This is a genomic window from Marinobacter salexigens, assembly GCF_002806945.1.
GTDB lineage: Bacteria > Pseudomonadota > Gammaproteobacteria > Pseudomonadales > Oleiphilaceae > Marinobacter > Marinobacter salexigens.
Genome location: NZ_NIHC01000004.1, coordinates 345,543 through 359,961, shown reverse-complemented (window position 1 = coordinate 359,961; position 14,419 = coordinate 345,543). Strand labels below are relative to the sequence as shown.

The window sequence follows — 14,419 nt, the reverse complement described above, 5'->3', positions numbered from 1 at the left end:
GAGAGAGACCAGATGAAACACGAAATTGTAGAAAAAAATATTGGCCTGATGATTGTCTTTATCATCCTGGTCATTAGCGGCGGTTTTCTGGCGGAAGTACTCCCGCTGTTCTTCCTGAAGGAAGTGAACGAACCCATTGAGGGTCTTGAACCGCTATCCGCGCTGGAACTGGAAGGCCGTGACATCTATATCCGTGAAGGTTGTCACGTCTGCCACACCCAGCAAATTCGCCCGTTCCGCGCCGAAACGGAGCGCTACGGCCACTACTCCGTTGCGGGCGAGTTCGTTTATGAACGCCCGTTCCTGTGGGGTTCCAAGCGCACGGGGCCTGACCTGGCCCGTGTTGGCGGACGTTATTCAGATGCCTGGCAGCGCCAGCACCTGTATGACCCCCGTAGCGTGGTTCCCGAGTCCAACATGCCTGCCTTCCCGTGGCTGTTTAAAGATTTGGTAAACCACAAAGGCACCGCAGCCAAGCTGTCTGCTCTGCAGACTCTGGGTGTGCCCTACACTGACGAGCAAATCGCCAGCGGGCCAGGTGAGGTGGAAGGCAAGTTTGAAATCGAAGCCCTGGTCGCATATCTGCAGCAGTTGGGCACCGTGCTTTCAGACAAGCGGTGATTTGATGGATATTAACGAGTTACGCGGCGTTCATACCCTTTTGGTGATGGCGGTTTTTATCGGCATCATCTGGTGGGCATTCAGTGCCCACCGCAAAAAGGCAAACGAAGAAGCAGCCCACCTGCCGTTCGATGATGACGAGGTGGAAAAGCGTACTCTTGAACAGGAAAAAACGGAGAATAAACAATGAGTACCTTTTGGAGCATCTGGATCAGTGTGATCGTGCTCGTGGTGGTCTTTGGTTGTGCCTGGCTACTCTTCGCAACACGCAAGAGCCAGACAACTGATGTGGAAACCGACCGTACCATGGGCCACTCCTTCGACGGCATCGAAGAGTATGACAACCCGCTACCCAAGTGGTGGTTCTACTTGTTTGTAGCAACTGTAATCTTCTCTCTCGGTTACTTGGCTTTGTACCCAGGACTGGGTAACTTCAAGGGGCTGTTAGGCTGGACGTCGACCAATCAATGGGAAGCAGAAGTTGCTGCAGCTGAAGAGAAGTATGGCCCAATCTATGCGCAATTCGGTCAGACTCCGGTAGTGGAGCTTTCAAAGAATGAAGACGCGCTAAAGATTGGCCAGCGTCTGTTCGCAAACAACTGCGCTGTTTGCCACGGTACTGCCGCACGTGGCCAGATTGGCTTCCCCAATCTGACCGATGGTGACTGGATGTGGGGCGGTTCGCCTGAAGCAATCCTGGAGACCCTGCGCAATGGCCGTATGGGGAACATGCCGGCTAAAGGCGTTATGCCGAACATGACCAATGAGCAAGTGGATCAAGTGGTCAACTACGTTCTTAGTTTTAGTGGTCGTGAAAAAGATGCGGCTGCTGCAGAAGCTGGAAAAGCCGTGTTTGCACAGGGTTGCGTTGCTTGTCACGGACCTGAAGGTAAAGGCATGCAGGCGCTTGGTGCACCCGACCTGACGGACAACATCTGGCTGTACGGCTCTAATTACGAGTGGATCAAAGAGACAGTTCTGCACGGTCGCCAGAACGAGATGCCCGCCCAAAGCGGTCGTCTGTCCAGCGATCAGATTCAGATTCTGGCTGCGTACGTATACAGCCTATCCAACTGACTTTCCTGCCGGGCCAAGCCCGGCATGGTCTGTTCAACCCTGTGTCTGTCTATGCGGGCACAGGCTTGAAAAGATCATCATCAACCTGTTTTTAGGCTCCGCACCTGCGTTTACAGCTCCTTCTGGAGGTACCCATGAGTAATGAAATCCCGGTCAAACAGATCGATCCCTCCTCAGAGCAACCGGGCGGAAAGAAACAACCAGAGACGGTTGAACTTTATGCCAGCCGGAAGAAGATCTACGTTAAAGAAGTAAAAGGTCTGTTCCAGCGCATCCGCACCGTTAGCTTGCTGGTACTTATGAGCATGTATTTCCTGTTCGTATGGCTGACCCTGGACGGAAATCCGCTGATTCATTTTGATCTGCCCGCCCGGGAATTCCACCTCTACGGCGCAACCTTCTACCCCAGAGACTTCTTTCTCCTCTCGGGCATGCTGATAATCTGTGCCTTTGGCCTGTTCTTCATCACCACACTCTTTGGTCGTGTCTGGTGTGGCTACACCTGCCCGCAAACGGTGTGGACGTTTATCTTCATGTGGGTCGAAGAGCGCATTGAGGGCAGCCGGAACAAGCGGATGAAGCTCGACAAAGCCCCGAACACCCGTGAAAAAATGTTCAAAAAATCGACCAAGCATACAATCTGGTTACTCATTGCCTTGCTTACCGGGCTTACGTTTGTCGGCTACTTCTACCCGATTCGCGAACTGATCTCTGATCTTTTCACCCTTCAGGCTAATGGTTGGGCCTACTTTTGGGTTACGTTTTTTACTGCAGCCACTTACATCAATGCTGGTTGGATGCGTGAACAGGTTTGCCTGTACATGTGCCCGTACGCACGTTTTCAGTCTGTTATGTTTGACCCCAACACTCGCATTGTTTCCTATGACCCCAACCGGGGTGAACCCCGCGGCGGTCGTAAAAAGGACGTTAAGCCTGAAGAGGTTGGCCTGGGCGACTGTATTGATTGCGGGCAGTGTGTCCACGTGTGCCCGACTGGCATAGATATTCGTGACGGCCTTCAGTACGAGTGCATTGGTTGTGCACTATGTATTGATGCTTGTGATGAAATCATGGACAAGATGGACTATCCTCGCGGGCTGATTCGCTACACCACCGAGAACGAACTCGAAGGGAAGCCGTCAAAACTCCTTCGGCCCCGTACATTTGGCTATGGCGCCGTTCTTACGGCCATGGTCGGAGCAATAGTCTTCGTAATCGCTACCCGCGTTCCGGCCCAACTGGATGTTCTGAGGGATCGCGGAGCACTGTTCAACTTTAACGGTGAGGGGCGTATTGAAAACTCTTACACCTTGAAAATCGTGAACATGTCGGAAGTACCCCAGACATTTAACTTGTCTGTAAAGGGCCTCGAAGGCATCCGCATCCTGACTCAAACACAGGTGTCAGTAGCAAGTGGCGAAAACCGCTCACTACCGACAGTCGTGGATGTGCCGCCAGAATCGATCCCGCAGTCGAATAACGAAATAATATTCCATGCACAGTCTGGAACGGATGCGTCACTGAAGCTGGAAACTGAAAGCCGATTTGTCGGTCCAACGCAGTGACCCTCAGTGATCACCGTTGGCAATCTGTAAACAGACGAGATTGAGTGTTATGAATCAACAAGCACCTACAGCAACAGTAGCGCCCTGGTATCGGCAGCCCTGGTTCTGGTTCCTGACCATTGCGCCATTATCCGCCATTACCTTTAGCATGTTCATGCTGGTTGTAGCGTCGAACATGAGAGACACTATGGTCACCGATGACTACTCGAAGGAAGGCCGCGGTATCAACCTTGAGATAGCCCGCGACCAGGCAGCTGCAGATATGGGGCTAAACGCTGACATGGCGTTTGAAGAGCGCAGCATCCTGCTGAATGTGAACACACTGGAAGGGCCTGCTGATTTCCCCTACCTGATCCTGAACCTGTTTCACCCAACGCTTTCCCAGAACGACCGCACCATTCAGTTCCGCAGCGACGGCAATGGTCACTACACTGGCAATATGCTTGGGGACATCAATGGGCGCTGGTATTACGAGCTTCGCGGCCCGGACAACCACTGGCGTCTCAAGGGTGAGGCTCGCCTGCCGAGCGACAGCAAGGTTCACATGAGCCCGAAAGGATCTGCCCAAGGGTGAGCCCTGTGGATTGCTTTCATTGCGGCGAGCCAGCTGATGGCGAGCCGCGCATTAGTCTCCAGCTTGATGACGAAACTCGGTTTTTCTGTTGCCAGGGCTGCAAGGCTGTGTGTGAGACCATCCATACTGAAGGCCTCACCGGCTTTTATCAGCTCCGCACACAAACCGCTGTTACTCCTCGCCAACTTACAGCCACTGAGCTGGACAGACTTCGGGAGCTTGACCACCCACTGGTTCAACAAGCATTTGTTTCTCCGGTCAAAGGAGGCCAGGAGGCGCAGCTTCTGATAGGCGGTATCACGTGCGCAGCTTGCATCTGGTTGCTGGAAAACCACCTGAAGAAACAACCCGGTGTGCTCTCTTTTTCTGTGAATCACACAACCCAGCGGGCCAGACTCGTTTGGGCACAGGACAAAGCTGGCCTGAGCGATTTGCTGATTGCCATACATGAACTTGGCTACACGGCCCGCCCCTATCAGCCGGATGCAGTGGAGGATCAGCTCAAAGCAGAGAATCGCTCCATGCTGATTCGCTTGGCGGTTGCGGGCATGGGGACCTTCCAGAGCATGATGCTCGCGTTCCCATTGTATTTTGAGTTGGTCAGCGACCTGTCGCCCGAGCTTGTGTCTTTTTTCCGCTGGTTTGGTTTGCTGGTAGCCACTCCTGTCGTTTTTTACAGTGCTGAATCATTTTTCCGTAATGCGTTAAGGGACTTGAAAACCCGCCATCTGACCATGGATGTTCCAGTCGCTATCGCTATCGGGCTCGCATACGTGGCCAGCGCCTGGGTAACCGTCATGGGCGGTGAAGAGGTGTATTTTGAATCTGTTTGCATGTTCACCTTTTTCCTGTTGCTTGGGCGCTACATTGAAGTGCAGGCAAGATACCGCGCGGGACTCACCGGAAATGCCCTGGCAGGCTTTAACCCAACGGTAGCAACCAAGGTTACCGGCGACGATACAGAGGTTATACCAGCACACGAGGTAAAGCCCGGTGACGTGGTGCGCATTCGCCCTGGAGAAACCCTTCCGGTTGATGGCGTGATTCTTCAGGGCCAGTCGACTCTCAACGAGTCGGCACTGACTGGAGAGTATCTGCCAGAGACTCGGGTTCCCGGGGACACGGTGCATGCCGGTAGCGTTAATGGTGAAAATCCGCTGGATATTCAGGTAGAAAAATCAGGGGCTCAAACACGACTCTCAGGCATTCTGCGGATACTGGATCGTGTGCAGTCGGAAAAACCACCCGTGGCACGCATGGCAGACCGCATTGCAGGAAAGTTTGTGGGCCGCGTGCTGATCCTGGCACCCGTAGTCTGGATTGGCTGGTGGCTGGCGGGGGCAGACAATGCCTTTGATATTACCCTTTCAGTGCTTGTGGTGACCTGCCCTTGTGCTCTATCTCTGGCAACGCCTACAGCAATTACCTCCGCCACAGTCAAACTGCGGCGGCTGGGCTTTCTTCCCACCCGTGGCCATGCGCTTGAGTCCATGAATGCCATCGACACGGTGATCTTTGATAAAACAGGCACACTGACCCGGGGCAAATTGAGCCTGATTGACACCCGCGTTATTGGAAGCAAAGACAAAGACACCTGCTTACGCTTGGCATCTGGCCTGGAGCAGCATTCTGAGCACCCGATAGCACAGGTATTTCATAACCGCCCATCAGCGGCAATTGACAAGGTAAGCAATCACTTGGGCGGCGGACTTTCTGGCCACTTGGGTGATCAGGCACTTTTCATCGGACACAAAGCTTTTGTAGCGCAACACCTCGACGCGCCAGAGCCAGAATCTGAACCTCACACAGGCATGGAAATCTGGCTGGCATCGGACACTGAGTGGCTTGCCAGTTTCTGGCTTGATGATCAGCCCCGGGAGGATGCAGCTCAGGCAGTCAAAGCGCTTCAGTATGCAGGTATCCGAACCTTGCTCCTCAGTGGTGACCGTTCCGGCCATGTTCGCGAGATTGCTGACATGCTGGGTATCGATGAAGCGATTGGCCAAGCTTCACCAGAGCAAAAGCTTGAGGTTCTGCAAAAACTGAAGTCAGAAGGGCATCAGGTAATGATGGTTGGGGACGGCCTCAACGACCTTCCCTCTATGGCTGGTGCAGGTATATCGGTTGCCATGGGCACGGCAGCAGACCTGACGCAGCTGAAAGCAGATGCAGTGTTGCTTAATGGTCAGCTCATGCAACTGGTAGCGGCGCTGGACACCAGCCGCCGCACACGAAAAATCATCCGCCAGAACATGGCTTGGGCATTGGTCTATAACGTCAGCGCCTTGCCACTCGCTGCTGCTGGCCTGGTTCCACCTTGGCTGGCAGCAATAGGCATGTCGCTCAGCTCATTGATTGTGGTGCTCAACGCGTTGCGCCTTGGTACACAACCCCGCATCAAAACTCACAGCAAAAAATTGCAAGTTGGCGCGCAGGTTGCGCCCTGATACCTTGAACATCTGGTTTTAATTATGAGGTTTATTCCGTGGAAGTCGTAGTGTTCCTGATACCGGTGATGCTGATTTTGGTGGTGATGGGCATTCTGCTGTTTTCCTGGGCCGTCAAGAATGGTCAATACGATGATCTGGAGGGCCCGGCACACCGGATTTTATACGATGATGACAAAGACATGATTCCTGAGGAGGCGCGAACAGAGGAGCAAAAAAAAGCTGAAGATTTACCCAGCGAGGGCGCCCAGGATCAAGATGGAAGTTCTGAGGTCAAGCCTGGCCAGCCATGACTCCGGAACTGTATCTAAGCTATCCCAGTGCTTTTCTTATCGGACTGCTTGGCAGCACCCACTGCCTTGCCATGTGCGGAGGTATAAGCGCTTCTCTCTCAATGGCGCTGCCCGTTGGCAAGGGGTTTCGCATACGGCAGTCGGTACTACTGCTTGCCTATAACATTGGGCGAATCGCCAGTTACGCACTGATTGCGGCACTGATCGCGCTGCTTAGCACAACCGCTGCAAATCAATGGACACAGCTCGGCATAGCGCTACGTTCGGTTGCAGGTCTACTGTTGATAGCTATGGGGCTATCCATGGGGCAATGGTGGCAGGGTATTCGCTATGTGGAGCGCATTGGCGCTCCGCTCTGGAAGCGCTTATCGCCCCTCGCCAGCCGAATTCTACCAATTAATCATGCGGGCCAGGCACTCGCTCTCGGCGCCCTTTGGGGTTGGCTGCCATGCGGGCTAGTGTACAGCACGCTGGGCTGGGCAGCCTTACAACCTACAGTGGGTTCTGCCGCACTGACCATGGTATTTTTCGGGTTGGGCACCCTGCCCTCCATGCTCGGCGCAGGTTATGCTGCAAACTGGATCAGCGGGTTAAAAAGCAATCAGGCATTCCGCAAATTCACCGGAGCCCTGCTGATTCTCTTTGGGCTCTGGACGCTGCCGCTTATGGCACTGATTGGTCATTAAGCCGATCTTTCGACCTCCCAACGGGTGAACCCGATGGGCGCTAGATATTCAAAACATCCAGGCGGCCATAGCTTTGCTCCGTGCCTTGCTCGGGCGTAGCAGTCTGAACGGCCTGGCGCACACCGCCCAGGCGCTTGCCCTCACGAAAATCATAAAGATTGGGGTCTGCAAGGTGCGAGGGTTCAACGTTACATAAGGCCCGGAACATGGATTCAAGCCGGCCTGGATGCTGCTTGTCCCACTGCTGAAACATGTCCTTGATAACCTGTCGCTGGAGATTTTCCTGAGAACCACAGAGGTTACAGGGGATGATCGGGAATTCCCTGAGTTCTGCGTATCTGGCGATATCCTTCTCTCGGCAGTATGCCAGTGGCCGAATTACCGTATTACGCCCATCATCGCTGTGCAGCACTGGCGGCATGGTTTTCAGCTTTCCACCGTAAAACATATTCAGAAACAGGGTTTCCAGAAGATCATCACGATGATGGCCCAGTGCGATCTTGGTCACACCCTGCTCTTCGGCAAAATTGTAGAGAATACCGCGCCGCAGCCGCGAGCATAAACCGCAGGTGGTTTTCCCCTCAGGCACCTTGTCTGTAACGATGCTGTATGTGTCTCTCTCGATGATGTGATATTCAATTCCCATAGCGCCCAGGTATTCCGGCAAAACTTCTTCCGGGAAACCCGGCTGCTTCTGGTCCAGGTTGACAGCAATCAACTCGAACGATACGGGTGCGCTTTTCTGCAAATTGAGAAGTATGTCCAGCATGGCGTATGAGTCCTTGCCTCCAGACAAACAACACATTACCTTGTCGCCGGCTTCAATCATCGAAAAGTCAGAAATTGCCTGGCCAACGTCACGGCGCAGGCGTTTTTGCAATTTATTTTGCTCCAATTTCAAATTACGTTCGTATACTGAACTATAAGTGTGTTCGGAGCTGTCATTTATTACTTCGGGCATATCTTTCGGGTTCAGTGGGGAAATGATCGTGAGATTATACGCATCCACTTCTTTCAGGGACAGGTTACTAACATGGATATGTTGAGCTCAGGGAAAGAAACTATCGGTAAGCGCGAGCTTAACCGCAGACGTAATCACGCCTCAATACTCAGTGCAGCACGAATCTGCTTCCAAGAGAAAGGCTATGAGAACACGACGATTCGTGACCTAATCAAGAAAACGGATCTGGCCTCGGGTACCTTCTACAACTATTTTCGCAGCAAGCAGGACATCTTTGCTGCTCTGCTCACAGACTTCCTTAGCGGCTTGAATGAAAACCTCTCGAGCTCACGGCGCTCTGCAGAAACATTTGAGGAATTTATTCAGCGCTCCTATTTTGCGCTCTACAGTGCCACCGCAAGGGATCCTCTGGTATACGAGCTTGCTCACCGTAACGATCGCGCTCTTAAAGAACTGTTTGGTTCGCGCATTCTCGAATTGATTTTGATATCCCTTGAAGATGATGTTCGGGATGCCATTACCCATAACATCTTGCCTGATGTCGATCCGGAATTTCTTTGCGCTATTTTCTTCGGCGTTGCTTACGAGACCAGCCTTTTGGTTGCAAAGCGGGTTCACCAACATCCGGAGCAAACCGAGATTGAGGTAAAACGGGCGACCGATCTTTCGATCGCCCTGTTCAAAGGGGGACTTCCTGGGATGAGCAACCTTCCCTGAACGCAGCCGGTAATCTAACATTGCTGCTATGAAGATCACATCGGCCTCTACGGCCACGACACAAAGGCTAGCCGAAAATTCGTCCGAAAAACTGCTGGAACAACAAATTCAGCATATGCTGGTGGCTGTTGAGCATGAGCTCCGCAGCTCGCCGGCAGGCATAGATGAGCTCTCCCTGATCAAAAAGCTTCAACGTTCGCCCTGGAATCTGATTGGCGATCTGGAGTTCCACGACGTCCAAAAGCTATACCCGGTGCACTTTTTGCTGTTCCACGTGCTTTACCTTCTCAGAGACACTCTGGCACAGGCAGGTGAGTGCCTGCATATCTCGCCCTTGTGTATTCGCATTGAGCGGCAGGACACAATCGCCGGGAAAGGTGTGCCTGGTAAAGTGGACAACCTGCGCACCTTTTACCTGGATCTGGCACAGTACGAGTTGCCGAAAGAAACTGTTCAACAGATGATGGACCGGTTCTGGGCGGGCTACACAGGCTCAGGACCCGGCAAGCCAGAGACCTTACAGGCAGCAAGAGTTCTTGGATTCGAGTCCATTCCCGACAGCTTTAATACGGTGAAGCAGGCATTTCGACGGGCCGTAATGCAGGCTCATCCAGATCGCGGGGGAGAAACAGAGGCGATACAGTCGCTTAACCAGGCATTTGCCATTCTCAAAACACATTTCAGCCAAATGGTGGAGCAGATATGAACGCAAGAAAAACCCGGTTATCAGCCGCCCTGATATCACTCATTCTGGCGAGCTTTTCCGTAAAAGCTGATCTGGTGGTGCTTCAATATCATCACATTAGCGAATCTACTCCGCCTTCAACTACGACCTCTGAATCACTGTTCAAAGCCCAACTGGACATGATTTCCGAGATGGGGCTTGCAGTTGTTGATTTACACGATGCCACGAGCAACCTGTTTTCTGAAACGCCATCGACAGACCAGCGCATCGCAATCACCTTTGACGACGCATACGAATCAGTTTACAGCACAGGTGTGGACATCCTCCACGAGCGGGGTTTGCCCTATACGATTTTTGTAGACACAGCCGCCGTAGGGAACCATGGCTACATGACATGGGCGCAACTGAAAGAAGTGGCCGCAAAAGATGGGGTAACAATTGCGAACCACAGTGCCGGGCACGGTCACCTGGCACGAAAGCCGGGAGAGTCAGAAGCTGACTGGAAGAAACGAATAACTCTTAGTCTGGATACGGCACAGGCTGAACTTGAACAAAAACTTGGGGCTGCACCTCCCCTGTTTGCATACCCTTATGGCGAATTCGACGAAGCCCTTGAAGCAGAAGTCGCCAAACGTGGCTGGTACGGGTTCGGCCAACACTCCGGCGCTACGGGGCCGCTTTCGGGTAAGACCCGGTTGCCACGATTTCCTATGGCCAACACCTATGGGCAACTCAATGGCCTTAAAGACAAGCTGAACAGCAAAGCCTTTCCCATAAACACCAACAATCTGCCTGATGGCATCATGGAGGCCAACCCCCCAACGCTTACCCTACCTCTCGCGGATGAAATTCAACCTGCCAGGCTAACCTGCTTTGCTTCGGGTATGGGAAGAATCGATTTCAAGGTGGCCGAGAATCACATCGCAATCAAGGCACCCAAGCCTTTCAATAGCCGCCGATTCCGCTATAACTGCACTCACCCGGCCAAAGAAGGCGGTTTTTACTGGCTGTCGCAACAATGGCTGGATTTGAGCAAACCGGAGGACTGAAGCACCTAGGGGGCGTCCACTGTGGTCAGCCCGATCTCACCTGAGGTCACATGGGGTATTCTAAGGAGGCCATGGCGGGTTTCGATAACTGTCTGGCCCTGCAAATCCACATCCCGGGTAAAGAGGAGCATCCAATGTTCCTTTTTACGGGTGTTTGAAACCGGTATGTGAGTTTCCAGATACCCACGGCGGTGCCAATTCTCGGGTTCAAAATCGGAAACCATATCGGTTACCAAACGCAGCGGCTTCAATTCGCTATCGAGAAACAACACGGATAGCACCACAACACCCTTGTTAGCATAGGATCGTACGCGATACATTTCGCCGCCAATCCGGTCTGTCTGGGGCAAGGCAATCAATTGGTAAGGACTCACCCCGGTAAGAAACCGATGTTCCGGAGAACTCTCTTCCAAGCGTACGCCAAATTCACGCCCTTCCTGCCAGCGTTCATGAGCTTCCGTGTTCAGGGTGTTGCAACAGGTCTCGGAAAACCGGGTCAGATAATCAACACCCGTTTCTTTTATCCCCAGAATGGCAAAAGCGTCGGGATCGTGACCAGGCACAGGAGCGGATTCAGCCAGTACGGCGCCGGCCAGATACACCGTTGCCGGAGTCGCACCCACGGCTGGCACAGTAGCGCCCTTTTCCTCATCCGTTCGGGTGTCTGGCTGATAGTAGGTAGTCCGAAGGGTACCGTCAGCATCACGCCACGTAAAATAAGGCTGCTCATCCCCATCGCGCACGTATCCCTTACGCCTTAACTCTTCTGCGTCCGGATAGTTGGCGGTCGTAAATTCCTCTTCGACAGTATTCTCACTGACAGGCGACTCCTGAGCGGGCGCCTCGACTATGGGCGAGTATCGCACACGCCCTTGCTCATCCACCCAGGAAAAATAACCTTCCTTGTCTGATACCGTTGACCCACCAATCTGACAGCCGGATAGCGCCGTACCAAGAACCATGCATGCAACAACTGTCAGTAATTTACGTGTGGTCACGGATACGCCTTTTTGAGCACCAAACGGCGTGCCGTCAGAATTTTTTCCGAAAGCTGAGGCCTGCCATCACAACGCGGAGAGATGTTTTCACATCCAGACCTGCGTATGGGTTATAGATAATATTGGTAATATTATCGCAGTTAATATTACAGCTGGTATTTGCCGGAATCGACTCTACAGAATGCAGATAACTGAGATTCATATCAATTTCTGTATTTTTATCCCATTTATACCCCATTCCAACACTGTACAGGTTGGCACCACCAAAAGGGGCCATAACCGAGCGTTGGTCGTCCGGTATTACAGAATCCCGGATCTCGACACCGGCTCTCAGATCAAGGCGTGAGGATGCGTGAAACTCTGCACCAAAGGCCCAGTTCCATTGGCTGGAGAAACCCAGTGGTAATCGTATGGTGTTCGGCGTGGCGTTGTCCGGAGAAAGGATTCGCGCTGCATTGAGGAATTCAAGATTACGGTCAAAGCGGAACAAAAGCGCATCCCACTGGGCATAATCTGTCCAACCAACGTCTACGTTCAACGTGAGTTTCGGGTGAACATCAACGCTTATACCGGTTTGAAAATGTTGGGGGTAAACCAGATCCATGCTCACGTTACCGGACTCTCTGGGCGCACCCGAGGGCAAGCTCAGAATGGCAGAAGTAATAGCGCCCAAAACCGATCCGTTAACACTCTGCCAGAACCCGGACCAGTCATCGGTGTACTCTATCTCAAAAGTGCCCTTCATGTTCATTTGGGCTTCGGAGGTATAACTTGCCCCCCAGGCAAACCAGTCCACCGGCTCCCACATAACGCCAAGCGTGTAGGTTGGCGAAAGGGTTTCCTGAACATTGATCGACAAGGCACCAATATCGTCCCAAGGCCCTACGTTACCACCACAAAGTGCCAGCCATGGCGCCAGGGGTTCATCACCACTTTCACAGTTGAAAGCGTCTTGCAGAACTTCTGCCACGCCAAGCAGCATGTTAGGAGCTCGCATGTACTGGTCTGCAGCAATACCCATGTGAGACAGGTGTATCCCGGCACCTACAGACCACTCATCATTGATTTTGTAACCCACAGTTGGTGCAAGGTACGTTGTGCGCTGTAGTGCAGTTGCCTGGGGCTGATAACGGCCAGGGTCATCTTTTTCACGATAAAAACCTGCTGCCATTGGCAAATAAAACGCATTACCAAACGTCAGCTTGGAACCTGGAGGATTGATACTGAAACCTGCCGAAGGCGCTATAGCAGGCCCTGGGGGCATGCGCAAAATTCCGTAGCCGGGTACATAAAGCGCCACATTGTTGGCGTGACTGTGGGTGTTTGCAACCGGGTCTCGCTGCTTTCCTGTAAGCGGGTCAGTTTCCAGGCCATCAATACCAAATATTTCGTAGCCATCTGGCGCATTAAAATCAGCATCAATGTCCATATAGATGCTTAACAGGTTCACTTCAAACTGACGGCCATCCAGCTTGGTCAGGCCGGCCGGGTTGTAGTGAATCGCCATTAGTCCAGGTGGATCCGCCGTGACAGCGTTACCCAGCGCCAGAGCTTTGGGGTGAATGGTCAGGTTCTGCGCGAGCTGGGCCTGTACTCCACACGAAAGCGTTGTGGCTACCATTGCCGCTAGAATCTGCCGCTTGTGGCTGTTATGTCCCATGAAGTCCTACCCTTCCCTTTAAATTGTCAGCGGCGCTATTCACTCTTTGAGGCCGGAGAAATTAATGGGTAGGGACACACCCAGGGAGAAGTCCGGGGTGTCCTCCGTCAAGCCGATACCAAGGCTGGTGTTTATTATTGTGGTATCGCTGACACGGGTTCCCAGTGACATACTCAGGAAACCGCTCATCTGGTCCTGGGCCATTGCCTGGTCGCCATTGGAGAACGTGAGAATAGTTTCGTCGCTGTAACTCAGCTGAGCTGAAATGCTCAGGGATATATCGTAGGAAAGCGAATATGCGAAACCGGCAGAGCCGGAGAGCCCAAACCCTGGCTCAACTTCTTCAAGCAGCCGCGCACCACGAACCTGTTGCAGATCCTTGGCTGGCAGGTTATAGGTCGCACTGACCGACCCGAACACAACAACCGGATCAAGTACCTTCGAAAGACTCGCCCCGCCACCAATGGAGTAGTAGCCACTACCCGTTGAAAGCTGCTCATTGATATCTATCTCGTAGGGGCTGACACCGGTTTTACTGCTGAAGGTACCGAACAGTGTTGTCGACATCTTGCCAGGCACATAAGCAAAGGGCTGCCAGCGGCCGGTGAAAGAAATATCACCAAAATCGTAGGTGTTCAGCTCATCCTGAGAATCGTACTTTACGACCAGAGGAATCCGTGTACCAATGGTGAAGTTGTCCAGCAAACCATAGTCGTAAGAAAACGAGTTGGTAAAGTTGTGAGTTGCCGAAGGTACTACATCGAGATTGCGGACGGAGCCATTTGTAATGGCAAGATCCAGACGTTGGTCGGCAGTGTAAGAATAATCAAACGAGTAGTTCAGGGAGTGACTGCCCTTTTTCTGCAAGGAGTAGTTTTTCTCCGCTGCCTGAAACACCTCTTCAAGCTGACGCGAAGAATCCTCATCACCCTCCTGCTTTGCGAGCGCGTCCCTCGCCTGGCCTACATTGTCATCCTGCGCCAGGGCCGTGCCCGGAAGCATACCTGCCGCGGAAACAAGGATAAGACCTCGCATAAACCAACGATTCATCCTGACTCCCTTATTTTTTATTGGTAATGGTTCTGA

General features: G+C 52.7%; 15 protein-coding genes. 11 read left to right on the top strand and 4 right to left on the bottom strand.

Translation table 11 applies throughout. The features are described 5' to 3' along the window. Positions 1-12: 12 nt before the first annotated feature. The 8 genes from ccoO (at position 13) to CDH47_RS09525 (ending at position 7,263) form a co-directional block, all read left to right on the top strand. Positions 13-621: a cytochrome-c oxidase, cbb3-type subunit II gene (gene ccoO, locus CDH47_RS09560; protein ID WP_100639642.1), complete on the top strand. Its 609-nt coding sequence runs from the start codon at positions 13-15 to the stop codon at positions 619-621. Between the two features lie 4 nt (positions 622-625). Next, positions 626-811 (top strand): cbb3-type cytochrome oxidase subunit 3, encoded by a 186-nt coding sequence (locus CDH47_RS09555; protein ID WP_100639641.1) that lies wholly within the window; start codon positions 626-628, stop codon positions 809-811. Then, positions 808-1,698, top strand: a complete 891-nt coding sequence (ccoP, locus tag CDH47_RS09550) for a cytochrome-c oxidase, cbb3-type subunit III (RefSeq protein WP_100639640.1) — start codon at positions 808-810, stop codon at positions 1,696-1,698. The genes CDH47_RS09555 and ccoP overlap by 4 nt, the downstream gene beginning before the upstream one ends. A 134-nt stretch (positions 1,699-1,832) precedes the next feature. After that, positions 1,833-3,263, top strand: a complete 1,431-nt coding sequence (ccoG, locus tag CDH47_RS09545) for a cytochrome c oxidase accessory protein CcoG (protein ID WP_100639639.1) — start codon at positions 1,833-1,835, stop codon at positions 3,261-3,263. A gap of 49 nt (positions 3,264-3,312) precedes the next feature. Further along, the gene (locus CDH47_RS09540) at positions 3,313-3,837 is read left to right on the top strand and encodes a FixH family protein (protein ID WP_100639638.1); all 525 of its coding nucleotides are present in this window, start codon (positions 3,313-3,315) and stop codon (positions 3,835-3,837) included. Continuing rightward, a complete protein-coding gene (locus tag CDH47_RS09535; protein WP_100639637.1) occupies positions 3,834-6,284 on the top strand; it encodes a heavy metal translocating P-type ATPase in 2,451 nt (816 codons plus the stop codon). Before CDH47_RS09540 ends, CDH47_RS09535 begins: the two co-directional genes overlap by 4 nt. 38 nt (positions 6,285-6,322) lie before the next feature. Next, on the top strand, positions 6,323-6,577 hold the full coding sequence (gene ccoS, locus CDH47_RS09530) for a cbb3-type cytochrome oxidase assembly protein CcoS (RefSeq protein ID WP_100639636.1): 255 nt from the start codon (positions 6,323-6,325) through the stop codon (positions 6,575-6,577). Beyond that, a complete protein-coding gene (locus CDH47_RS09525) occupies positions 6,574-7,263 on the top strand; it encodes a sulfite exporter TauE/SafE family protein (RefSeq protein WP_100639635.1) in 690 nt (229 codons plus the stop codon). Before ccoS ends, CDH47_RS09525 begins: the two co-directional genes overlap by 4 nt. A gap of 40 nt (positions 7,264-7,303) precedes the next feature. Here the strand turns inward: CDH47_RS09525 and ttcA are convergent, their stop codons facing one another. Continuing rightward, positions 7,304-8,224, bottom strand: a complete 921-nt coding sequence (gene ttcA / locus CDH47_RS09520) for a tRNA 2-thiocytidine(32) synthetase TtcA (RefSeq protein WP_193601630.1) — start codon at positions 8,222-8,224, stop codon at positions 7,304-7,306. Between the two features lie 72 nt (positions 8,225-8,296). Here ttcA and CDH47_RS09515 point away from each other — a divergent pair, with 72 nt between their 5' ends. The 3 genes from CDH47_RS09515 to CDH47_RS09505 are packed head-to-tail and all read left to right on the top strand — an operon-like array spanning position 8,297 to position 10,675. After that, positions 8,297-8,941 carry a TetR/AcrR family transcriptional regulator gene (locus CDH47_RS09515; protein WP_100639634.1) on the top strand — a complete coding sequence of 215 codons (645 nt, stop codon included), beginning with the start codon at positions 8,297-8,299 and terminating at the stop codon, positions 8,939-8,941. Positions 8,942-8,969: 28 nt separating this feature from the next. Next, positions 8,970-9,647: a DNA-J related domain-containing protein gene (locus tag CDH47_RS09510; protein WP_100639633.1), complete on the top strand. Its 678-nt coding sequence runs from the start codon at positions 8,970-8,972 to the stop codon at positions 9,645-9,647. Continuing rightward, positions 9,644-10,675, top strand: coding sequence for a polysaccharide deacetylase family protein (locus CDH47_RS09505; protein WP_100639632.1), 1,032 nt, complete (start codon positions 9,644-9,646; stop codon positions 10,673-10,675). The genes CDH47_RS09510 and CDH47_RS09505 overlap by 4 nt, the downstream gene beginning before the upstream one ends. A gap of 5 nt (positions 10,676-10,680) precedes the next feature. Here the strand turns inward: CDH47_RS09505 and CDH47_RS09500 are convergent, their stop codons facing one another. From CDH47_RS09500 to CDH47_RS09490, 3 genes are read right to left on the bottom strand one after another with little or no spacing between them, the layout of a single operon-like run. Then, a complete protein-coding gene (locus CDH47_RS09500; RefSeq protein WP_239985685.1) occupies positions 10,681-11,673 on the bottom strand; it encodes a MalM family protein in 993 nt (330 codons plus the stop codon). A gap of 34 nt (positions 11,674-11,707) precedes the next feature. Then, a complete protein-coding gene (locus tag CDH47_RS09495; protein ID WP_100639631.1) occupies positions 11,708-13,333 on the bottom strand; it encodes an OmpP1/FadL family transporter in 1,626 nt (541 codons plus the stop codon). A gap of 39 nt (positions 13,334-13,372) precedes the next feature. Next, the gene (locus CDH47_RS09490; protein WP_100639630.1) at positions 13,373-14,383 is read right to left on the bottom strand and encodes a flagellar protein FilC; all 1,011 of its coding nucleotides are present in this window, start codon (positions 14,381-14,383) and stop codon (positions 13,373-13,375) included. Between the last annotated feature and the right edge of the window lie 36 nt (positions 14,384-14,419).

What these genes read in the sequence shown, in the direction of transcription:
- CDH47_RS09525 (WP_100639635.1), top strand. Translation starts at nt 6,574, where the DNA reads ATGACTCCGGAACTGTATCTAAGCTATCCCAGTGCTTTTCTTATCGGA.
- ttcA (WP_193601630.1), bottom strand. Translation starts at nt 8,224, where the DNA reads ATGCCCGAAGTAATAAATGACAGCTCCGAACACACTTATAGTTCAGTA.
- CDH47_RS09495 (WP_100639631.1), bottom strand. Translation starts at nt 13,333, where the DNA reads ATGGGACATAACAGCCACAAGCGGCAGATTCTAGCGGCAATGGTAGCC.
- CDH47_RS09555 (WP_100639641.1), top strand. Translation starts at nt 626, where the DNA reads ATGGATATTAACGAGTTACGCGGCGTTCATACCCTTTTGGTGATGGCG.
- CDH47_RS09540 (WP_100639638.1), top strand. Translation starts at nt 3,313, where the DNA reads ATGAATCAACAAGCACCTACAGCAACAGTAGCGCCCTGGTATCGGCAG.
- CDH47_RS09505 (WP_100639632.1), top strand. Translation starts at nt 9,644, where the DNA reads ATGAACGCAAGAAAAACCCGGTTATCAGCCGCCCTGATATCACTCATT.
- ccoP (WP_100639640.1), top strand. Translation starts at nt 808, where the DNA reads ATGAGTACCTTTTGGAGCATCTGGATCAGTGTGATCGTGCTCGTGGTG.
- ccoG (WP_100639639.1), top strand. Translation starts at nt 1,833, where the DNA reads ATGAGTAATGAAATCCCGGTCAAACAGATCGATCCCTCCTCAGAGCAA.
- CDH47_RS09510 (WP_100639633.1), top strand. Translation starts at nt 8,970, where the DNA reads ATGAAGATCACATCGGCCTCTACGGCCACGACACAAAGGCTAGCCGAA.
- ccoO (WP_100639642.1), top strand. Translation starts at nt 13, where the DNA reads ATGAAACACGAAATTGTAGAAAAAAATATTGGCCTGATGATTGTCTTT.
- CDH47_RS09515 (WP_100639634.1), top strand. Translation starts at nt 8,297, where the DNA reads ATGGATATGTTGAGCTCAGGGAAAGAAACTATCGGTAAGCGCGAGCTT.
- CDH47_RS09490 (WP_100639630.1), bottom strand. Translation starts at nt 14,383, where the DNA reads ATGAATCGTTGGTTTATGCGAGGTCTTATCCTTGTTTCCGCGGCAGGT.